Consider the following 21,754-nt stretch of genomic DNA (forward strand, 5'->3'; position numbering starts at 1 on the left):
TGCTCCCTGTGGTTATGATGAAAACAGTTTCACCTTCATCACGCGGATGCCGATGAAGACCGGCACCAGAATGATGACCATGTTGATCACCCCGAATGCCGAGGCTCTGGCCATCAAATCACTGTTGATGAGGCGAAATATTTGGATGGGCAGGGTTTCCTGTCCGGCTTGATAGATCACGACGCTGGCGCTGAGTTCCGCGACGGTCGTCACCCAGGTCAAAATTGCGGCCGCCGCAATTCCTGGCGCCATGAGGGGCAGGACGACGTTGAAAAACGTGCGACCAGGCGGCACGCCCAGGCTAACGGACGCTTCCTCAAGAGAGTTGGAGATGTTGTGGAGATTGGATGACGCATTGCGCACACCGAACGGCAACCGGCGCAGCATCATGGCGAGCACCATGAGCGCCGCCGTTCCGGTCAGTACCATAGGGCCGGAATTGAAGCCCTGCGCCAGCGATATGCCCAGCACGGTACCGGAAATCGTGAGCGGCAGAAGCAGCAGGTAGTCGAGCGTGGAACTGAGCGCGCTGCGCTTCTTGACCAGCAGGTAGGAAACAAGAGTGGCGAAAGTGACACCGAGCAGCGTGGCGAGCGAGGCGAACTTAAGTGAATTGCCAACAACGCCGAGGTTGAAATCCAGTATCCTCGTATAGTTGTCGAGGGTGAACTGGCCCCAGTACATGACCGGACCGCGTGACACGGTGAACGATCCTGCAAGCACGACCAAGGCGGGCAGAAGGGAAAGCACGATGACGAGACCAGCCACGCCGGTTGCCGCCCATGATTTCCACCCTTTGAGTTTTGAACGCGGCGGCGTGCGCCCGGCAACCATTTGGTAGTCGCGTTTGCTGATATACCAGCGTTGCAGGAACAGAACCAAAGCCACCAAAAGGATCGAAACCGTCGCCAGGGTCGACTGCATGGTGGGGTTGCCGCCGAGCTCGCTGATAAAGCTGCGATAGGTGAGGACAGAAAGCAGCGGCACGCGCTGGCCAAGGGATATCGCGATCGCGAAATTGCCGACGACCAGCGTGAACACGATCAGCCCCGCCGATAAAACTGCCGGGATGATGGTCGGAAAAACCACCTTCACATATGTGGTCAACGGTGCCGTACCGAGACTCTGCCCCGCCTCTTCAAGACTGTGATCAAATCCTCTGAGGGCCGCCAGCGCCGCCAGGAAAATGTGCACGTAATAGGTGAGCGTCATCACATAGATGAGCCCGAACCAGCCATAAAACCGCGGGAAAGGTATCCCGAAAGCATCGAGCAGGTGCGTGACAAGACCATTGTTGCCGAAAACCATGATCCAGGACTGCGCCGAAATCAGTTCAGGAATGATCAGAACCGAAAGCGGCAGCAGAAACACGATATTCGAAAACGGTATGTCGAATCGCGCCACGATAAAGGCGAGGAACACACCGACAACGGTACAGCAGAAGGTAACGGACAGTCCAAGTATAATGGAATTCGCCAGCGCCTCGAGGTAACGCCCCTGGTTGAGGAAAATAAAGAAACCTTCGAGCGAAAATTCGCCGCTCTCATCAATGAAGCTGCGCAGTAAAATACCAATTATGGGATAGGCGATGAACAGCAGCAAAAATGCCAGCGCGAGTAGACTGAGAAGGCCCCAGGGCAGAAACCGGTTCATTGCGAAGCCTCGGGCACGAAGATGCACTTGTCCTGGAAGGACACGATGACCTCGTCGCCCCGCGTCAACGGGGAACCGTCCATCTCTCCAAATGTCTCAACATTCACTTCCGAGCCGCTTTTCAGCTTCACCCGATAGCTTGTGCGATACCCCTGAAACTGCGTGGAAATCACAACTCCGGAAAGCTCGCATTCACCGGGTGCGGCGGCGGCTTTGCGAATGCCGAGATTTTCCGGCCGGGCGACCACGAGATATCTACCGTCGTTCGCCTCGGACATGATACGTCCAGCAAAATTCGAGCCTTCAACCTCGAACCGGCAAATTCCGTCGTTACACCGTTCGACCGGTTTTGCCTGAAGCAGGTTTGCTGATCCCACGAACTTCGAAACATAAGCTGTTTTCGGATTGCGATAGACGTCATCGGGAGCGCCGCATTGATCGATCCGCCCATCCTTCATCACTGCGATCGTATCCGACATCGCCAGCGCTTCTTCCTGGTCGTGCGTTACGAAAATGGTTGTGGTCTTGGTCTCCAGCTGCAGCGAGCGGATGACGTCGCGCATCTGCACGCGCAGTGCCGCATCGAGATTCGACAGGGGCTCGTCCATCAACAGAACACGCGGACCGACAACGAGCGCCCGCGCTAAGGCGACCCTTTGGCGTTGTCCGCCGCTGAGCGCGGTTGGCAAGCGTTCGCCAAAACCCTCCAAACCGACACGTTCAAGGTATTCGTTTACACTGCGCCGTATCTCCTCCTTGGGCACCCTTCGGGCGCGCAGGCCATAGGCGACGTTGTCGAACACCGACTTATCGGGAAACAGCGCGTAGTCTTGAAACACCATTCCGATTTCACGGCGGTGAGGCGGAACTCCGGTGACGTCTTCAGATCCGAAGTGAACGGAGCCGACACTGGGCGTTACGAAGCCCGCTATGACGCGCAATAAAGTTGTTTTGCCGCAGCCGCTCGGTCCCAGCAGCGTGAAGAACGTCCCATCCGGAACCTGGTGGTCGATACCCTTGAGGACCTCGACATGACCGTATGATTTCTTGATGTGGCGTAAGCTAAGTTCCGTCACGTGTATGACCTCGGAAAACCTCAATCTTCCAGGCCATCCAGCGCCTGGAACTAGATTTTGTTTAGAAGGTCAAACCGCTCAATGAAAGCGATACAAATTTACAGTCTCGTTAGTTTTTCTAACATGAATTCGGTATATTTCGTCTTAGTTGGCCGTTCGACGCGCTTCATTTTAAGTTTTTGTAACAATTGCGTTTCAGTTACGTAACGCCAGAAGTCAGGGCGCCTTCAATCAGGAGTAGAGTTCCCATTCGACATCGCTGCCATCGGGTGTGCCGTTCGGTACCTTCTGCGCCAGCCAGTCGAGTAGCCCCTCGATGTTTCGGATGCTGCGGTTTTGCCTGTCGTAAAGCGCGAAAAATCCGGATCCGATCACAGCCACTTCCGGACATAGGTTTACGAGCCGGCCTTCCTGCAGTTCCTGTTCGACGAATGCTCGTGGAGTGAGGCAAACGCCCGACCCATTCTTTGCCGCAGCAATGCTCAGAAAGATATGATCGAAAACCTGACCTTTCAGCGTTTGACTGGATTCGATCCCCGCCTTTCGAAACCAGCTGGGCCAGGCGGATATCCGGCTCCTGATATGAAGCAAATCGAACGACAGCAAATCCGATGCCTGCTTGATTGTCTTTCCCTGCAAAAGCTTGGGAGAGGTGACCGCAATGGTTTCGTCCTCGACGATCCGCATACAAACCATCCCGGACTGCTTCATCGGATAGCGCCGGAAAATCAGATCGCTATTCTCAGCTTCGTTGGTCAACTCGTCTGTCGTCGACGTTTCGATCCGCACTTCGATCGTCGGATAGACGCGCTGAAACTCCGCGACACGAGGGATCAGCCACTGCGTGGCGAATGTGGGAGTGGCATTGACCCGCACCCGTTTCAACGCACCTGACGTCGAAAGATTTTCTGACGCTACCGCGATCAGATCGAGGCTCTGCTTGATATCCTGCAGATAGTTGCGCGCCTTGGGCATCAGTTCCAGACCGTTGCCCTTTTTTCGGAAAAGTTTTTGATTGAAATAGTGCTCTAGCGCCTTGATCTGCTGACTTACCGCGCTGTGGCTCACATTCAGTTCTTGCGACGCTTTCGTCACGCTTTCATGCCGTGCGGTGGCTTCAAAAGCCTGAAGGGCCTTAAGTGGGGGAAGACGCCTCATGCTGGACCCGTTTCCTTATCCGTCGCAATTTAGCCTATTCCGCAGTTTTTCTACCGCAACGCAAGGAGCGGCGACGAACGACCGGAGTTTAAGGCTTTGCAGGGCGCTCGACACCCACTATTTTTCACATCGCTATAAGCCCGCGCGTCAGGGCGATGGCCACGGCTTGCTCGCGCGTTTTGGCGCCGAGCTTGTGTCGCGCGTTCCGGCCATGAAACTCCACGGTCGCCGCGCTCACCCGCATTTTCTCGGCGATCTCCTTGTTTCGTAGCCCACAAGCAGCCCAGTGCAGGGTCTCCGTCTCACGTTCTGTCAGGCGCAAACGCTGATGTTTATCATGTTTATCAACGGTGTTACGCATTCTCTCATGCGTCAAGAGGGCCGCGAGATAGACGGCGCGACCGCTGTCACCGCGATGCTGTTCGACGATTTCGCGGCCGTGGGTGGTCAGGACATTCCAGCCACCGACTCCCTCCGGCCCGGCTATGCGGAAGGGAAGAGCCAACCCTGCCTTCATCCCGGTTTCCCCCGCTGTCAGGATGAACCGGCGCTCCTCGCAATTGAGGTAAGGGTGTTCGTCGAAATATTTCTCTCCTGTGGGCGAAACGGTCAGTCGATTGCACGAGTGGCGAAAGAATGGATCGATTTCGAAATATTGCTCGGCGGCGTAGTGATCGGTCCAGCAATCTTCCAGATTCGTTCGGACGACAGCGTTGTGCGCGGAGAGGTCGGCATAGAATATTCCATCAAAACCGACCTCTGCAAAATGATCACATGCAATGTTCCATACCGCATCGCGCGTGTCAGCTTGAGTGATGCGTTCCGCGAAAGCGGTCAACCGTTCGAGTTCCACCAGCATAACCTAAGGAATTCCTGAGCTTGTTGAGCATAGGGGACGCAAATACGCTCCGGCAACCCATGTCCAATTTCAGGTAGAACCATGCGAAAGATAATTCTGGCTTTAGCGGCCCTAGCCGTAGGGATGACGGTCGGAAAATTTGCGAGCGCAGAGGATAGCGATCGCGATCTGATGGTCGTGCTGGATGTCTCTGGCTCGATGTGGGGGCAGATCGACGGCCTGTCTAAAATCGAAATCGCCCGCCAGACTTTTGGAGATCTTTCTGCCGGCTGGACTCGCGATGGCGTCAGCGCCGGTCTGGTCGCCTACGGACACCGCCGCAAAGGTGATTGCAACGACATCGAGGTAATCTCAGAACCGAGCCCTGAGTCGGCCAGCGCCATGCCCTCTTTAGTGAATCGGTTGAACCCCAAGGGAAAGACACCGCTTTCCGCAGCGGTGCGCAAGGCAGCCGATGTCCTGAAGTTCACCGAACATGCAGCAACCGTCATCCTGCTTTCCGACGGACGAGAGACTTGCAATGCAGATCCCTGTGCGGTTGGCGAAGAGCTGGAACGGCTCGGTGTCGACTTCACGGCGCATGTGATTGGCTTCGACATCACCGATCCGAAAGATAAGGCGCAACTGCAGTGCCTCGCGGAGAACACGGGCGGCCGTTATCTTGACGCCTCCAATGCCGCCAGCCTGAACGAGGCCTTCGCCGAAGTAGCCGCGAGCGAACCGGAGGGTCCGAAGCCGACCGACATCGAGATAGTGCTGGCGCCGGCTGAAGGGGTCAGCAGACCGTCCGAGGTGACATTTTCGGCAACCAATCTGGCGACCGGCGAAACACGCGATCTCGGCACCCGAACCGGCGCAGACCAGGTTCTGCGGGCGATGCCCGTGACGCTTACCGATGAAAAATGGCGGATCACAGCTGAGGGTATCGGCCGCGGCAGCATTGAGATCACGCCTGTCGCGGGCGAACGCTACGAGATTCCCTACGATGTGGGTCGGGCGCGGTTCGATCTTCTGACGGAGGGGCCGTTAGTGGCCGGTCAGCTTGCCGAAATCCAGATCGATGTGCGCGATCCAATGCCGGAAAACCAGACCTGGCGGCTGGTCTGGGTCAAAGAGAACGGAGAGGTGGCGAAACGCAGCTTCCTCTCCTCGGAACCGGTCGGCGTCTATGCCGATAGCTGGAGCGTGCCGGACGAACCGGGCCGATACCGCCTGCGCATCACCGGCGAAAATCTCGACGATATCTACATGGATTCGCCCTTCGAGATCGTCTCCGAAAAGGCGACGCTGCCGACCGTGCGCATCGCGCTCGATACGCCCGCCCGATATGGAGAGGCGATTACGATTTGGCTCGACGGATCAGCAGAAGATCCGCTGCCGGAGGCGCGATATCGCGTCGTGCCGCGCGGCGGATCCGATCGCGAGGAGATCGATAGCGCCGAGCTGAACGGCGAATTCACGTCGATCCTCGCAACGATGGCCCCCGGACCCTACGATGTCATTCTCGTTGCAGACCCCTATGGCGAGCGGACGGAACTGGCGCGTCTTCCTATCGATGTCGAGCCGCAGGAACTGGCAGTCATCGCGGCGGAGCCGCTGGTCGCGTCCGATCCCGATGGCTTGCGGTTGAATGGACCGGTTCGCCCCGGTGACCGACTTCTTTTTCTGGACGAGGCCGGCAAGGAGATCGCCCTATTGCCGCTCGCGACTGCCGATGGCTTTGCGGTACCTGAGGGCCTCGAACCGGGCCACTATCAACTGAGACTCGACCGCAGTGGAAGCATCGTTCTCGATGTCGGCGCGGTCGATCTCATGCCCCGAAGCGCGAATGGAATTGGAGAGGAAAACGGATCGCCGGTCGAGGGCGAGCGATCCGGCTATAGCTGCGACAGTCCTTCACCCTGCCGTTTTTTCGATGCTGGCACCGGTCTGGCATGGACTCTTCCGCCAGGTTGGAACGCGGAAGTACCCTATTTTTATACGACAGCGGGCGGCTCCAAAGCCGATCAGCCGACACTCACGATGACGACCCGCCCGGACCGACCGGATCGGTTCGGCGCGACGCTCAATATGCGCCAGCGTTCCAGCGATCTCGGTCCCTGCATCGAATTGACGATCGGGGTGCTGTGTCATGACAACACGAGCGACGCCGATGATCTCGCCGATTTCGCTATCATCAAAACAAGTCTTGAAGCGAAGACAATGGGCGATAGACCGATGACCAAAGCTCAGATCGAGGCGCTACTCTCGCGCATCGATGGGGACGGACAATGAGAGCGCCGATTGTATTGGCCGCGCTTCTCCTGAGCTCGAGCATGGCGTACGCTCAAACGGCGGAGCCGTCGTCGCAGACGATTATCGTCGCGACGCCCAAGGCGAATGGAAAGGGTGCGGAGTTTCGTACCATCGACCGAATCACGGTTCAGAGCGGCCTGCCGGACGATGTCTGGAACGCGCCGGACGATGCCAGCATCGTCATTCTGGAAGAGGGTATGCCGCCGCGCTGGTCGCGCGCCGATCTCGACGACATCGATCGCCAGTTCGGCGGCAACGGCGAGGTCGAAGTGGAATTGGACCACACGCCGCGCCCTCCGCGAAAGCTCCCTCCGGCGAACAAAACAGAACCCGTCGATCTATCCAAACTGCCGGGAAAGGCGTCGGAGGAGCTGTTTGACAGAGAGGGTTTCAGATCGATTCAGCCTGCTGACGGCACTTGGGTGCCGGAGCTGGTTTCGCAGAAGATGACAGGCTGCACGGACATGCTGGCGGGGGTCATGAAGCAGCAAATTCCGCCGAGCAAAGCGCGCGAGATGACCTTCTCCAAGCCCTTCGATCCGACATCGATAGGCCCCGGCTTTGCGCGGTTTTCCTGGAAGAAGACCGGTCCGAACAGCTGGACCTCGACGATTGTGGAAGTATCGCCTGAAACGACCGGCGAACAAATCGGCATGACGTTCAGCAATCGCCAGCAGATCGAGATTCGTAATGCCAGCACCATTGGCATCCGTACGCAGATCAAACTGAAGCTTGCACCCCACCTGGCCAAGATGATCGGAGGCGGCAAGAACTGCCGCGTCTATATCGAGGGCCTTTGGCAGCGACCGGGCTGACGGGCGACAATTCGTTTGACCTTCCTAGGCGATAAAAAACCCGGAGAGCTTTCGCTCTCCGGGTTCGTTTTGCGGATTTCAGCAGCGAGTGTTCCGCGCCCTATTGTGCCGGAGCCGCTTCGCTCTCGGCGGGCTTGTCCATGCTGGCCTCATCACTGCCGGCCGCGCTTGGCTGTTCGGTGTACTTGGCGATCAGCTCCTGCGCTTCCTCGATAAGGGCTCTGCCGTCGATGCCCTTGGCCTCCATATCGGCGACCCAGCGATCATAGACCGGCTGCGCGGCCTGACGCCATTTCTTGGTCTCTTCAGGGCTGATGGTGATGATGTTGTTGCCCATCTCGACCGCTTTTTCACGCGCCGGCGCATCATAGGAGGCCTGGATCTTGCCGGCCATGGCTGAGAATTCCATGCCGGAATTGTCGTCCAGCGCTTTTTTGATGTCGTCCGGCAGGCTCTCATACTTCGCCTTGTTCATCGAGAGCGTGAAGGTGACGGTATAGAAGGCGTTGCCCTCGGCGAATTCGGTGTGGTTCTTCACCATTTCCGGAATTTTGAGCGCCGTCGTCACCTCCCATGGAACGACCGCGCCATCGATAACGCCCTTGGACAAGGCCTCTGGAATAGCTGTGATCGGCATACCGATCGGCGCAGCGTTAAGTTCCTCCAGCAGAAAGCCGATCATACGGCTCGGTGTGCGAAACTTCACATTGGCCATATCGTCCATGGTTTCGATAGGCTTGTTGACATGCAGCACGCCGGGACCGTGAACCCATGCACCGAGCATATGCAGATTGGCGTAGTCAGTGTCCTTCATCTCCTTTTCGAACAGTTCCCAATAGGCGCGGGAAGCTGCCTCGGCATTGGTCATGATGAAGGGCAATTCAAACACTTCCGGTCGAGGAAAGCGGCCAGGCGTGAAGCCGTTCACCGTCCATGCGATGTCAACGGCACCATCGATGACCTGATCGATGAGCTCCGGCGGTTTTCCGCCGAGCTGCATGGCTGGGAAATGCTCGATCTTCAGCTTTCCGCCGGCAGCCTCTTCGACACGCTCGATCCAGGGATCGATTACGAATTTCGGGACATTGGCCTGTGGCGGCAGGAACTGGTGCAACCTGAGCGTAACCTCCTGCGCGCCGGCCGTACTACCGGCCGACAGGATTGTGCCCAGTGAAAAAAAACCGGCCATGACCATTTGACGGGAAAAGTTCATTTGGTTCCTCCTCTCCATACCGATGCGGTATGCTTGGCGGCATCATTCGACAAGAAAGTTGCAGATGCAACTGTCTTGAAATCGATTTCGTCAAATTCGAAAGGGCGGCGTTCGAGAGTGAAGACAATTCGATGAAGAGCAGGCGTCGTCGCAAACAGGAATTGACCCAGCCAACCGCCGAACTGTGTCGAACATTGCCGGATCGGGACGTCCTTTTGCGGCAGGGCTGTTGGTTATGCGGACGCCCATTGGCAAAGCGGGTGCAATGGCATCACCCGGTTCCAAAGAGCCGTGGTGGTCGACAGATAGTACCGGTCCATCCAATCTGCCATGCCATGCTCCATGTGACCTTCAGCAATGTCGAACTGGAGCGGATCGGCCCGGATGCCGATGCGTTACGTGCCCGCCAGGATATGTCGGACTTCCTTCGCTGGATCGCTGACAAGCCGCCCGGCTTCCATGCGCCGACCCGCCGGAAGCGGTCGTAGAGGCCGCTTTTTCTTTCGAGAGGCTTACGCTATGTGTCCCGCCGGCAGAAAAGGCCTGGCACGATGGTTCGTGTTTTTGGCCGTGCAGGGAGAAAAGCATGTTTCTTGGCATCGATATCGGAACGTCTGCGGTCAAGGTCATCGTCGCGCCGGCCAGCGGCGATATCGTTACAACCGCGAGCGTATCGCTTCCGATATCGAGCCCGCATTCCCTCTGGAGTGAGCAGGCGCCGGACGACTGGTGGACAGCGACAAAGGCCGCCTGTGCCGAAGCTCGGTCCAATGCGCCGGAAGCCTGGTCGAAAATCGCCGCCATTGGGCTTTCTGGGCAGATGCATGGCGCGACTGTTCTGGGTGCGGATCGCCGGCCCCTCCGTCCGGCAATCCTCTGGAATGATGGGCGCGCCTTCGCCGAATGCGCCGTCATGGCGGAGAATTTTCCGGATCATGGACGCTTTGCCGGCGTACCGGCCATGCCCGGTTTTACCGCCCCGAAAATTCTATGGCTGCGCGACCATGAGCCGGATACCTATGCCGCGATCGCCCATATCCTGTTGCCGAAAGATTATATACGCCTGCAATTGACCGGCGAACTGGCGACAGACATGGCCGATGCAGCCGGTACGCTCTGGCTGGACGAAGCCGAACGAAAATGGTCGACCACGCTATGCGAGGCCAGCGCGACCGACCCCGCCTGGCTGCCAACTCTTTATGAAGGCACCGAGGAAAGTGGCCGCCTGAATGGCGAGGCCGCCGAAACACTCGGTCTTGGCAAGAATATACCCGTCGCGGCAGGTGGCGGCGATGCAGCGACAGGTGCGGTCGGTATCGGTGCGGTGAAGAGTGGCGATGCCTTTCTGTCGCTCGGCACATCCGGCCAGTTCTTCATCGCCGACGAGACCTATCGGCCCAATCCCGAAAGCTACGTCCACGCCTTTGCCCATGCGGTCCCGGATCGCTGGTTCCGCATGGGTGTGATGTTGAACGGCGCTTCGCCGCTCGCCTGGTTCTCATCGGTGTCCGGCGCGGATATTCCGACGCTACTGGCAGAAGCTCAGGAGGCGAGAGCGGACCGGGTGCCCCTATTCCTGCCTTATCTCACAGGCGAACGCAGCCCCCACAACGACCCCTATATACGCGGCACCTTTTCAGGTCTCGAGACCTCGACAACGCGCGGGGAAATGGCCCGCGCCGTCATCGATGCCATTGCTTACTGCTTTCGCGATGCGCGCGACAGCCTGGCTGCGGCGGGTGGCGTGGTTGACCGGGCGATGGCCATCGGCGGCGGCACGCGCAGCGATCTCGTCCTCCAGACGCTTTCCGATGCGCTCGATCTGACACTGGTGCGAACGGTTGGCGCGGACACCGGCCCGGCCTATGGCGCTGCACGGCTCGCCGCCGTGATGACCGGCGATTTATCGCTCGACGATCTGGCCGAGAAACCAGCAACCAAAAGCACGTTTCAGCCCCGGGCTGACGAGACCTCTCGTCACGCCGAGCGGCACAAGCGTTATCAGGCTCTCTATCGCGCCCTTGCGCCACTTGCCCGCCCGGAGGAAGCAGGCCACTGACGCTTCATTCCTATGTTGCCTGCCTTAGATGGGTGGGCAGGGAAAGGAACATTCCATGAGCGAGCACCCGAAAATGAACGATCTGCCGATCGGTATCGATGCTGACGGCGTCCGTGAGGAGTTCGACAGCCTCGGTAAGGTGGAGGTGCCCGCTGATCGCTATTGGGGTGCGCAGACCCAGCGTTCGCTGCACCATTTCTCCATCGGCCGCGACCGCATGGCGCCAGAGGTCCATCACGCCTATGGCGTCGTAAAAAAAGCCTGCGCCATTGTCAATCGGAAGGCCGGACGTCTGCCGGATTGGAAGGCCGAAGCGATCGTTCGAGCGGCGGATGAGGTAATTGGCGGCGAACTGGACGGTCATTTTCCCCTTTTCGTGTGGCAGACCGGCTCCGGCACCCAGACCAACATGAATGTCAATGAGGTGATCGCGAACCGCGCCATCCAGCTTTTTGGGAGTGAACTCGGCAGCCAGAAACCGGTCGGCCCGAACGACGACGTCAATATGGGCCAGTCGTCGAACGATACCTTTCCAACCGCCATGCACATCGCGGCGAAGATCGCCATTGACGACGATCTTCTGCCGGCACTGCGCGATCTCGCCGGCATCATCGAAGCCAAGGCCGATGGCTGGATGAACGTCGTCAAAACAGGCCGCACTCATCTGCAGGACGCCGTGCCTGTGACGGTCGGCCAGGAATGGCATGGCTGGGCGGGCCAGCTTCGCGACGCCATCGACACGGTCGAGGAGACGAGCGACAAGCTCCTTGAACTGGCGCTCGGCGGCACGGCGGTCGGCACCGGGTTGAACGCGCCGGAAGGCTTCTCCGCCGATACGGCAGATGAGATCGCCGAACTGACCGGTAAGCCCTTCATCACCGCGCCCAACAAATTCTCTGCTCAGGGCGGGCTCGACGCGATGGTGAAGGCGAGCGGCGGGCTCCGCGCCGTCGCCGTCGCGCTCATGAAAATTGCCGATGATGTTCGCTGGCTGGCCTCCGGGCCGCGCCTCGGCCTGGGCGAACTGCAGATTCCGCCCAATGAACCCGGCTCATCTATTATGCCGGGCAAGGTCAATCCCACGCAGAGCGAAGCGCTCATGATGATCGCCATTCAGGTGATGGCGAACGATCAGGCTGTCGCCATGGGCGGCTCACGCGGCAATCTTCAACTGAATGTGATGCGCCCGGTCGTCATCGACAACGTCTTGCGCTCGATCCGTATTCTCACAGATGGTTCGATCAATTTTCGCCGCTTCTGCATCGAGGGGACCGAACTGAACCGCAAACGCATCGATGGCGATGTGGAGCGCTCGCTTATGCTGGTGACGGCGCTGGCGCCGGAGATCGGCTATAATGCCGCCGCGGATATTGCCAAGGATGCGGCAAAGACGGGCGATACCCTGCGGCAGGCCGCGCTGCGGAGCGGCAATGTCACCGAGGAGGATTACGACCGGATCATCCGGCCGGAGACCATGACTGGCGACGGACTGGGCGGCGCCTAGCCGGACCGCAAGGTCTCAGGTTTTCTTGGTCCGCCCGTAGAGTTCGAGGCGGTGATAAACAATGTCATAACCGAGTTCCTCGGCGATCTCTTCCTGCAGCTTTTCGATGCGCTTCGAACTGAATTCGATGACATCGCCCGTGTCGAGATCGATCAGATGATCGTGATGCGGTTTGTCGGCCAGTTCGAAGCGCGCGCCAGTTCCCTCGAACTCGTTGCGAAGCACTGTACCGCTTTCAACCAGAACGGAAAGCGTCCGGTACACGGTGGCGAGCGAGACGGACGGATCTTTCTCTCGGGCGCGGCTCAGCAATTCCTCGGCAGTCGGATGGTCCGCCGATCCGGCGAGCGCCGACAGAATCGCCATGCGTTGTCGCGTGATCCTAACGCCTTCCGCGCGCAGGTCGCTTTCGAGTTCGTTGAGAATCTTCGGATCGCGGTGTGTCATTGCGTCCTTGCTATCACGCGCCGCAAGCCAATTCAATTTTAAATGCAAATCATTCGCATAAGCTTGACCAGTTGCGAATTATTGTCATATGCATTTGCAGATATGATCGATCACGGAGCGCATAGCGTTTGAAACCGCGTCTTGTTCTGGCTGCAATAGCCCTGTCATTGGTGACCGCCTGTTCCGATGGGAATAGCGATCCGCAGTCTAAAGAGACGCCTTTGTCCGGTAACGAACGGCCCAAGGTGGTAACGACTTTCAGCATCGTTGCAGATTTGGCCCGCAACGTTGCCGGCGAGGAAGCGGAGATCGTCTCCATCGTGCCGGTTGGTGCGGATGTGCATACCTATCAACCGACGCCGCCCGCTATCGCCTCCATCCAGTCGGCCGACCTGCTTCTCTGGAACGGTCTCAATCTGGAAATCTGGTTCGAACGCTTCCTGGAAGGTCTGGACGCGCCCTCTGTGCTCGTCTCCGATGGCGTTGAGCCAATCGCCATTGGTGTGGACGGCAAAGATGTGCCGAACCCTCACGCATGGATGAGTCTGAGCAATGCCCGCCTCTACGTGGAGAATATCCGCGATGCGCTGATCGGGATCGATCCTGACAGCGAAGAGGCCTATCGTGACAATGCGAAAGCCTATCTCGCCGAGATCGACTCGCTCGACAGTACGCTTCGAAAGCGGCTTGCCGCGGTCCCGAACGACCGGCGCGTGCTGGCGACCTCTGAAGGGGCGTTCTCCTATCTCGCACGGGATCTAGGCCTTCGCGAACTCTATATCTGGCCGATGAATGCCGATGCGCAGGGCACACCCGAACAGATGCGGGTGATGATAACCGAGGTGCGGCAGAGCGGCGCACCCGCCGTTTTCTCGGAAAGCACCGTTTCCGACAAGCCAGCAAGGCAGGTCGCGCGTGAGACGGGTAGCGCCTATGGCGGCGTTCTCTATGTCGACAGCCTATCCGAACCGGACGGCCCTGTGCCGAGCTATCTCGACCTGATGAAGACAACGACGGACGCCATCGCGGAGGCCCTGACGCAATGAGCGCCCGCCGCATAACGGATTCCGATGCCGGTGATGATGCTGCAAAACGCATCACCGGAGACGGCCTCGTCGTCGATCGTGTGACGGTCACTTACAGAAACGGCCATACCGCTTTACGTGACGCCAGTTGCACCATGCCATCGGGGACGATCTCCGCTCTTGTCGGCATCAATGGCGCCGGCAAATCAACCCTCTTCAAGGCAGTCATGGGATTTGTACCGCTGGCCGAGGGTTCGGTTAGCGTTTTCGGCGGCACCGTTAAGGAAGCACGCCGCAAAAATCGCATCGCCTATGTCCCCCAAGCCGAAGAGGTCGACTGGACCTTTCCCGTTCTCGTCCGCGACGTGGTCATGATGGGCCGATACGGCCATATGGGATGGCTCCGTCGTTCCCGCCCTGTCGATCATGAAAAGGTCGCCGATGCCCTCGCAAGGGTGGGGATGGAGGATTATGCCAGCCGCCAGATCGGCGAATTGTCCGGCGGTCAGAAAAAGCGCGTCTTCCTGGCGCGCGCGCTGGCTCAGGAAGCCGATCTTGTTCTTCTCGACGAGCCCTTCACAGGCGTCGATATTGGCACCGAAGAGCGTATCATCGCCCTGCTACGTGAACTGCGTGACGAAGGCTGCATCGTTCTGGTGTCCACGCACGATCTGGGGTCGGTGCCGGAATATTGCGACCGGACGGTCTTCATCAAAGGCACGGTACTGGCGAGCGGACCGACCCAGGAGGTTTTCAATCCAGAAAATCTGAAGGAGGCCTTCGGCGGCTCCCTCCGCCATTTTGTGCTGGCCGGCACCGACCTGCACGAAGACCAGGACGAGCGGCACCTCACTGTCATCACCGATGAGGAACGGCCTTTTGTGCTCTACGGCGATGAGCGCCAGCCCTACAAGTCTGGCGATGACGAGGCCGTCGTGATCGATGACGAGCCGGTAGATCGATGAGTCTCTTCGACCCCTTCACCTATGAATATATGCGAAACGCGATCCTGCTCGCATCGCTGACAGGCGCAGTCTGCGCCTTCCTGTCCGCCTTCGTCATGCTGAAGGGATGGTCGTTGATCGGCGATGCGTTGTCTCATTCCATCGTGCCGGGCGTCGCCGGCGCCTATATGTTAGGCCTTCCCTTTGCCGCCGGCGCTTTCCTTTCCGGCGGGCTCGCGGCTGCGGCGATCATCGCCGTCAACCGTCGAACGAGACTGAAAGAGGATGCCATTATGGGCATCATTTTCACCGCCTTCTTTGGCCTTGGCCTTTTCATGGTCTCCCGCAATCCCGTGGCTGTGAACCTCGAAGCCATCGTGCTCGGCAACATCCTCGCAATCGCGCCTGCCGACGCCCTTCAGCTTCTGATCATCTCGACCGTGACGCTGGCGGTGCTGCTTCTGAAGTGGAAAGACCTCGTCGCAGCCTTCTTCGATCCCGATCACGCCCGCAATGTCGGTATCGATCCAGATCGCATGCGGATCTTGTTTTTCGCGCTGCTCGCTGCCTCGACTGTCGCTGCCCTCCAGACCGTCGGCGCGTTTCTGGTCATTGCAATGATCGTGACGCCGGGGGCGACAGCCTATCTCCTGACCGACAGGTTTGGCCGCCTTATCGCTCTTGCGGTGGCGATCGGCACGGCCACCTGCTTTTTCGGCGCTTGGGCAAGCTGGTTTCTGAACGGCGCGACAGGTGGCGTCATCGTCGTGCTACAGACTTTGGTATTCATGATCACTTTTATCTTCGCGCCTCGCCATGGCCTTATCGCGGCGCGCAGGCGCGGACAGCTTCAATCCCATGACAGTTTTGATGAAGAGACGACCGCCCCCGAGGGCCGCACGACCGGGACTGTGTCATGATGGATATGATCGTGACCGGCATTGGGGAGCCTTTCTCCTACGCTTTCATGCGTACCGCGCTTCTGACCACGCTGGTTGTCGCCGTTCCGATGGCCATGCTCTCCTGCATTCTGGTGCTCCGCGGTTGGTCCTTGATGGGCGATGCGATCAGCCACGCCGTTCTTCCCGGCGTTGTGCTGGCCTGGCTGGCGGGGCTGCCAATCGCACTGGGCGCGTTCTGCGCTGCGATGATCACCGCTCTTTCCGCCGGTTATCTGCAAGCCAATTCCCGTATCAAACCCGACACGGCCCTCGGTATCGTATTCGCAGGCATGTTCGGATTGGGTGTGGTGCTGTTCGTCGCCTTCCCGTCCGGACTTCATCTCAATCACATTCTGTTCGGCGACATGCTCGGCATACGCCGTGCAGACTTCGTGCAAGCGGTCATCATCGGCATTCTGACAACGGTCGTCCTTCTGGTCCTGCGCCGAGATCTGGAGCTGCTTACCTTCGATGAACAGCATGCACGCGCCATCGGGATCGCGACTGGCTTCCTCAACACGGCGCTTCTGGCCGCCATCTCGATTCTCGTGGTAGCGGCCCTTCAGGCCGTCGGCATAATCCTGGCTATCGCCTTTCTCATCACTCCCGGTGCAACGGCGTTTCTGCTCGTGCGACGCTTTTCCGCAATGCTTATTGTCAGCACCACCCTCGCCGCCATCAGCACCTTGATAGGTCTATGGGCGAGCTATTGGCTGGCAGCCAGTCCCGCCGCATCCATCGTCCTCGTCATGACGGCTGCGTTTGCGCTCGCATTTCTTCGCGAACAGCTGGCGGGAAGCGCTATCATGCGCAGACAAAGACACCCTCTGCGTTAACTATCCTTTCTTTCGACACGATGTTGATGGAACCTTCTGCCGACAGGGACATTCAAACGTCCATAGACGTTCGTTGCGGGTGCGGGTTTTTAGGGCCCAAAGTTTTCTGCTCCGGATGCTATGGTTAGCCGGCATTGGCGCCGGCAGAGGGAAAGGAAACTCAATGTTCAAGAAAACCGCGATTATTCTCGCATCCGTCGGCGCTCTCGGTGCTGCATCGGGCTGCACCACCACTGAACAGACGACTGCCGCCGGCGCTGTTGGTGGCGCGGCAATTGGAACCGCTATCGATGGCAGCGTTGAAGGCGCGGCGCTGGGTGCGCTGGCTGGTGGTGCTGCTGGCTTCATTGTCGGCAAATCGACTGAGCGCAAAAATTACTGCGTATATGAAGATTCCCGTGGCCGCCGCTACGAAGCCGAGTGCCCGCGCAATTATCGCTAAGGTCTCAGGCTATCATCAAGAAAAAGGCTGCCATTTTCGGCAGCCTTTTTTATGCGCTTTTGCGAAGTTCGGTTTTGCTTTTGCTGCCGAAATAACGCTCTAGCATGTCGCGAAGGGCTGAGTGGTTGATCGGCTTTGCCAGGTAGTCGTCCATTCCGCTTTCCAGGCATCGCTCACGATCACCTTTGAGAGCGTGCGCCGTGACCGCGATCACCGGAGTGGCAGCCAGCTCATGTTTCTTTTCAATCCGTCGAATGTGAGCGGTGGCCTCCAATCCGTTCATCTTCGGCATCGAGACGTCCATGAGAATCAGGCGCGGCCGTTTGTCCAGAAAGGCCTCGACCGCTAGCTCTCCATTTTCCACCACTTCATAGGAATAGGGCAGATCTTCCAGAATCTGCTCCATCACCATCTGATTGACCTCGTTATCCTCGGCGATCAGAAGGTCGAGCCCACCAGAGTCGGAAGCCGGGGATTGCGCCAGCGACGACTCGTTCTCTTCCGTTTCTTCTGGAAGAGGTATGCCCGTCGGCTCACCGTCGCCCATCAGCGTGCGCGCGGCCGATATATTGCCTGACGCTGCAGCTATCGCCGCCGCTTCGGTCGTTTGAAAAACCCGTACGCCCTTAAATGTATTTTCGTCGCCGGACGACCGGCGGGCATGGAGAACCGACACGATTGCGTCGAGCAGGGTGGACGACCGGGCGGGCTTGATAAGATAGCCGTCAACGCCGATTTCGTTGCATTTCGATTTATTGATCGCGTGATCGACAGAGGTCAGCATGACAATCGCCAGATCGCCGAACGCTGGATTGGACCGGATAGCCCGCGCGACTTCTTCTCCGTTCATGACCGGCATTTGATAGTCGAGGATCAGGCAGTCCACGGGCATTCCGGCCTGTTTCGCCGCTTCCAGAATGGCCATGCCCTCAGAGCCGGAGGTCGCGGCACAGGCATCGAACTTCCATGCAGCCATCTGCTCCAGAAGGATCGAGCGATTAATTGAGTTGTCATCGATAATGAGGATGCGCGCGCCCGTTACGTCGGTATGAACGACTTTCTCGGGCAATTGGTTTTCCGCCAGCGGCAGGGTCAGCTTCAGCGAGAAAGTCGCGCCTTCGCCGAATGAACTTTCCACGCCGATAGAGCCGTCCATCAGTTCGATCAGTCTCGCCGTGATCGCCAGACCGAGGCCGGTGCCCTCATGCCGGCGGGTAGACGATGTATCGACCTGGCTGAACTTGTCGAAGACGCTTTGCAGCTTGTCGGTCGGGATGCCGATACCGGTATCCTGCACGCGAATCGTCAATGAAACTTCGTCTGATGCAGTCGATCCGCTGACATCGACAAGAACATGCCCTTCTTCCGTAAACTTGACGGCATTGCCGACCAGATTGGTCACGATCTGCCTGATCCGTCCTACATCCCCGATGATCTGCGTGGGCAGATCGGGCGCGTATCGGACGATGAGTTCGAGATCCTTTTCCTTGGCCCGCACACTCATCAATGTCGCGACGTCCTGGATCGCCTCTTCCAGATCGAAAGCATCCGGCTTGAGGACGAGTTGGCCGGCATCGATCTTGGAAAAATCGAGGATGTCGTTGATGATCGTCAGCAGCGCATTGCCGCTTTTTAGAATGACATCCGTGAATGTTCGCTGCTTACCGGAAAGTTCAGTGCCAGAGAGCAGCTCGGCCATGCCGAGCACGCCGTTCATCGGTGTACGGATTTCATGGCTCATATTGGCCAGAAACTCGCTTTTCGCCCGGTCGGCCAGTTCTGCCTGCTGGCGTGCCTCGGCGAGCTCCGCCTCGCGTTCGCGCGCTTCGGTTACATCGATAGTGGAGCCCAGGAGCACTGGCTTTCCGTCCAGGTCCAAACGGCTCTTGCTGGAGTGCTGGTACTGAACGCTGCCATCGGGCAACATCCTGGTCTCGGCAATTTCGATGCCCTGGCTGGAGCGGCCCGCCTCGAACTCCCGCATGACGAACGCATCGTTTTCCGCAAACACCTTGCCGGACTCGCCAAATAGTTCGACGTCCGTCTTGCCGATTGCTTCATGGCGATCGCACCGGCTCATCCGTCCCCAGCTCTTATTGGCGTAGGTCAGGTGTCCTTCGGGATCTTTGGTATAGATGGCGACGGGAACGTTATCGACGATCTCCCGGAACAGTTCGATCTCCTTGAGCGACTGCTCCAAATCGTCCTGAATCTGCTTCTCCTTGGAGAGATCGACGCGGATCATGACGAGAAGTCCGTCATTGGTGCGAACATCGATCGCCCGATACCAGCTGCCGTCCTTGCGACGGCGCTCATAGCACCGGTAAGGCTGGTCGTAATATTGCTCCATCGCGTCGATCCAGGCTTCTTCATCCTGGTCGTACAGAGCATTGATCCGATCGTCCTGAACGTAGCGGTAGAGGCCGTTTCTATATCCGATGCGCAGCGTGTCGCGTAGCGTCTGTCCAGGCTCGTGAATGCCCTCGGCGATCTTCTGGCGCATCCGCTTATTGATCAGCAGCAGATTGTTGTTCTCGTCATAAATGAGAACATCGACATGCAGGCTGTCTAGAACGCTGGCCAGCCGCATCCGCATGGCTTCGGACTTGAATTCAGCTTCCTTCTGTTCGGTGATATCGACCCGGATTCCAACAAAGAATCCGTTTGGCAGGCGGCGGTTAAAGGCCTTGAACCAGCGTCCGTCCGGCATCTGCCGTTCATCGACACGCTCGGGCTCGTCGTAAAAGCGTTCCATCGCATCGAGCCAAACGTCTTCGTCGCCTTCATAAATAGCGTCGATTTCATCGTTACCCGTGTGGCGGAAATAGCCGTGCTCGCGGCCAAGCTGGAACGATTCGCGGAGCGAGCCGCCAGGCTTGCTGTGAAATTCGCGAAGCTCGGGCATCAGGTCATTCACCATGCCATTGGCCATGACATAGCGATTGTTTTCGTCATAGACGACCACGGATGCCGGCATCGATTCCACGATCGATTCCAGCTGCTCATGGACTGCCTGCAGGCGAAGCTCCGCATTCTTCTGTTCGGTAATATCGAACCGGACGCCGATGAACGTCCCGTCCTCGTGACGGAAATACGAGTTCTCCAGCCAGCGACCGTCCTTTAGCCGTCGGACCGTTGTTTCGCTGAGCGGCCGCGACCAACGATCCAGCGTTGCATCGATGAAACCGTCAGGGTCTTCGTGCAGAAGACGGTTCTGTTCTTCATTGTCGACGTAATCGAACAGCTTTTGTTCGACCGCCGCCCGCACAACCTCCTTGAGGGTTGCGCCCTTGATACGAATATCGTCGAGTTCCGGCTCGGCCTTCAAAGCTTTAGCGTTGGCGAATACGAAACGGTCGTCCTTGTCGTACATGATGACCTGCGCGGGAATGGTATTGAGAACCATCTCGAGCTTCTGGCGCGCGTGGGATGTTTCGCTCAGTGCGTTGCGCAAGGTCGTGACGTCGATCAGAAACTCGACGCGGTCGCCATTGTCCATCGTATGTTGACGAATCTGGTATATCTGCCCGTCACGATTGACGATCTCAACCGGCTCGTTCTTTGGATCGTTGCGCGTGGCGATCGCGTTCTCGATCCAGCGTTCTTCAATCCCGGCAAGTCCGGGAGCCCATCCGCTATAGGCGTAAAATTTCAGAAATTCGCGATAGGTCTGTCCTGGGAAGACGTGCTCGAGGCCTCCTGCAACCTGACGGATCGCGTCATTGGCGAAGACGAGCCGATCCTCCCTGTCCCAGAGCATGAAACCGGCATCCATCGTGTTCAAAGCAGCTTCGAAACGGCGGATATAATCGTCGCGGTCCGGGAAACCCCTCTGTATATTGTCGTTGATGGTCCCGGCGGCCGGACTTGCGGACGTATTCTCCTTCGCAACAGAGAAGGCTATGCCTTGAAATCCCACAAAATCGTCATCGTCCGAAAAAATCGGGGTACCGGAGAAGCTTAGCTCGCCTCTTCCGTCAGGTGCGGGTACGCGCACATCGCTAAACGGCAGCTCGGGGGCCAACGCCTTCTTCAGACTATCCGACTGCGAGAGCAAGTCCGAGAAAGCGCGAACAAGCCGTCGCGCCGGCTTGTCTCCATTCGTTGCAAGGATCGAGGTGGTTTCACCTGCTTTATCCGTTGCCCAGACCCAATCCGCGCTCAGCGCAAGAAGGCCAGCCAACTGCGAACTGCAGAGCTCCGTTACGCTCCTGGCGCCGTCTTGGGATTTTTTATCTGGCGCCATCCCGCCCTGTCCTGGCCCTCGAAATCGCGAATTTGGGCCAAAGACTAGGCTTTACATGTTGAATGAACGTTAACGTTAACAGCCGTAGCCGCTGCACTGGCTTTGAGCGCCGCCAAAACGACAAAAAAGTACGACGATCAGTCGGGGCTGAAAAAATACAGCGCGTCGAACGCGATATTAAAGTGGTACTCCCAAGGGGAGTGAAACAAGCGCCAATTTGCAAGGTGCACGGATGGCTAAC

At 58.2% G+C, this 21,754-nt stretch carries 17 protein-coding genes; 10 read left to right on the forward strand and 7 right to left on the reverse strand.

Translation table 11 applies throughout. From position 1 onward, the window contains the following. Positions 1–12: 12 nt before the first annotated feature. The 4 genes from NIM86_RS11420 to NIM86_RS11435 all read right to left on the reverse strand — a co-directional run bounded on the left by NIM86_RS11420 (position 13) and on the right by NIM86_RS11435 (position 4,746). Complete coding sequence (locus NIM86_RS11420; protein ID WP_253382213.1) at positions 13–1,653, reverse strand: iron ABC transporter permease; 1,641 nt, start codon at positions 1,651–1,653, stop codon at positions 13–15. After that, positions 1,650–2,729 (reverse strand): ATP-binding cassette domain-containing protein, encoded by a 1,080-nt coding sequence (locus NIM86_RS11425; RefSeq protein WP_253382215.1) that lies wholly within the window; start codon positions 2,727–2,729, stop codon positions 1,650–1,652. The genes NIM86_RS11420 and NIM86_RS11425 overlap by 4 nt, the downstream gene beginning before the upstream one ends. 231 nt (positions 2,730–2,960) lie before the next feature. Then, positions 2,961–3,887 carry a LysR substrate-binding domain-containing protein gene (locus tag NIM86_RS11430; RefSeq protein ID WP_253382217.1) on the reverse strand — a complete coding sequence of 309 codons (927 nt, stop codon included), beginning with the start codon at positions 3,885–3,887 and terminating at the stop codon, positions 2,961–2,963. Between the two features lie 124 nt (positions 3,888–4,011). Continuing rightward, the gene (locus NIM86_RS11435) at positions 4,012–4,746 is read right to left on the reverse strand and encodes a LuxR family transcriptional regulator (protein ID WP_253382219.1); all 735 of its coding nucleotides are present in this window, start codon (positions 4,744–4,746) and stop codon (positions 4,012–4,014) included. A gap of 123 nt (positions 4,747–4,869) precedes the next feature. Between NIM86_RS11435 and NIM86_RS11440 the strand changes: the two genes are divergently transcribed. Together NIM86_RS11440 and NIM86_RS11445 are read left to right on the forward strand one after the other, a co-directional pair. Beyond that, positions 4,870–7,020, forward strand: a complete 2,151-nt coding sequence (locus tag NIM86_RS11440) for a VWA domain-containing protein (RefSeq protein ID WP_253382221.1) — start codon at positions 4,870–4,872, stop codon at positions 7,018–7,020. A gap of 41 nt (positions 7,021–7,061) precedes the next feature. After that, positions 7,062–7,856, forward strand: a complete 795-nt coding sequence (locus NIM86_RS11445) for a hypothetical protein (RefSeq protein ID WP_253382223.1) — start codon at positions 7,062–7,064, stop codon at positions 7,854–7,856. 100 nt (positions 7,857–7,956) lie between these two features. Here the strand turns inward: NIM86_RS11445 and NIM86_RS11450 are convergent, their stop codons facing one another. Continuing rightward, complete coding sequence (locus tag NIM86_RS11450; protein WP_253382225.1) at positions 7,957–9,069, reverse strand: TRAP transporter substrate-binding protein; 1,113 nt, start codon at positions 9,067–9,069, stop codon at positions 7,957–7,959. Positions 9,070–9,404: 335 nt separating this feature from the next. Here NIM86_RS11450 and NIM86_RS11455 point away from each other — a divergent pair, with 335 nt between their 5' ends. From NIM86_RS11455 to fumC, 3 genes are all read left to right on the forward strand, one after another. Then, complete coding sequence (locus NIM86_RS11455) at positions 9,405–9,557, forward strand: hypothetical protein (RefSeq protein ID WP_253382227.1); 153 nt, start codon at positions 9,405–9,407, stop codon at positions 9,555–9,557. A gap of 98 nt (positions 9,558–9,655) precedes the next feature. Next, a complete protein-coding gene (xylB, locus tag NIM86_RS11460; RefSeq protein WP_253382229.1) occupies positions 9,656–11,128 on the forward strand; it encodes a xylulokinase in 1,473 nt (490 codons plus the stop codon). Positions 11,129–11,183: 55 nt separating this feature from the next. Further along, positions 11,184–12,632 (forward strand): class II fumarate hydratase, encoded by a 1,449-nt coding sequence (gene fumC / locus NIM86_RS11465; RefSeq protein ID WP_253382231.1) that lies wholly within the window; start codon positions 11,184–11,186, stop codon positions 12,630–12,632. A 15-nt stretch (positions 12,633–12,647) separates the two neighbouring features. On the opposite strand, the gene NIM86_RS11470 is transcribed toward fumC, so the two are convergent. Continuing rightward, positions 12,648–13,079 (reverse strand): Fur family transcriptional regulator, encoded by a 432-nt coding sequence (locus NIM86_RS11470; protein ID WP_253382233.1) that lies wholly within the window; start codon positions 13,077–13,079, stop codon positions 12,648–12,650. Between the two features lie 128 nt (positions 13,080–13,207). Here NIM86_RS11470 and NIM86_RS11475 point away from each other — a divergent pair, with 128 nt between their 5' ends. The 5 genes from NIM86_RS11475 (at position 13,208) to NIM86_RS11495 (ending at position 17,267) form a co-directional block, all read left to right on the forward strand. Beyond that, positions 13,208–14,125 carry a metal ABC transporter substrate-binding protein gene (locus NIM86_RS11475; RefSeq protein ID WP_371872886.1) on the forward strand — a complete coding sequence of 306 codons (918 nt, stop codon included), beginning with the start codon at positions 13,208–13,210 and terminating at the stop codon, positions 14,123–14,125. Next, positions 14,122–15,069, forward strand: a complete 948-nt coding sequence (locus tag NIM86_RS11480; RefSeq protein ID WP_253382235.1) for a manganese/iron ABC transporter ATP-binding protein — start codon at positions 14,122–14,124, stop codon at positions 15,067–15,069. Before NIM86_RS11475 ends, NIM86_RS11480 begins: the two co-directional genes overlap by 4 nt. Continuing rightward, positions 15,066–15,968, forward strand: coding sequence for a metal ABC transporter permease (locus tag NIM86_RS11485; RefSeq protein WP_253382238.1), 903 nt, complete (start codon positions 15,066–15,068; stop codon positions 15,966–15,968). Before NIM86_RS11480 ends, NIM86_RS11485 begins: the two co-directional genes overlap by 4 nt. Continuing rightward, the gene (locus NIM86_RS11490; protein ID WP_253382636.1) at positions 15,968–16,825 is read left to right on the forward strand and encodes a metal ABC transporter permease; all 858 of its coding nucleotides are present in this window, start codon (positions 15,968–15,970) and stop codon (positions 16,823–16,825) included. The genes NIM86_RS11485 and NIM86_RS11490 overlap by 1 nt, the downstream gene beginning before the upstream one ends. Before the next feature lie 163 nt (positions 16,826–16,988). Further along, entirely contained in the window at positions 16,989–17,267 is a 279-nt protein-coding gene (locus tag NIM86_RS11495; RefSeq protein ID WP_253382240.1) for a glycine zipper domain-containing protein, read from the forward strand. A gap of 49 nt (positions 17,268–17,316) precedes the next feature. On the opposite strand, the gene NIM86_RS11500 is transcribed toward NIM86_RS11495, so the two are convergent. Continuing rightward, a complete protein-coding gene (locus NIM86_RS11500) occupies positions 17,317–21,513 on the reverse strand; it encodes a response regulator (protein ID WP_253382242.1) in 4,197 nt (1,398 codons plus the stop codon). Between the last annotated feature and the right edge of the window lie 241 nt (positions 21,514–21,754).

This window comes from Notoacmeibacter sp. MSK16QG-6, from assembly GCF_024158145.1.
Classification (GTDB): Bacteria; Pseudomonadota; Alphaproteobacteria; order Rhizobiales; family Rhizobiaceae; genus Notoacmeibacter.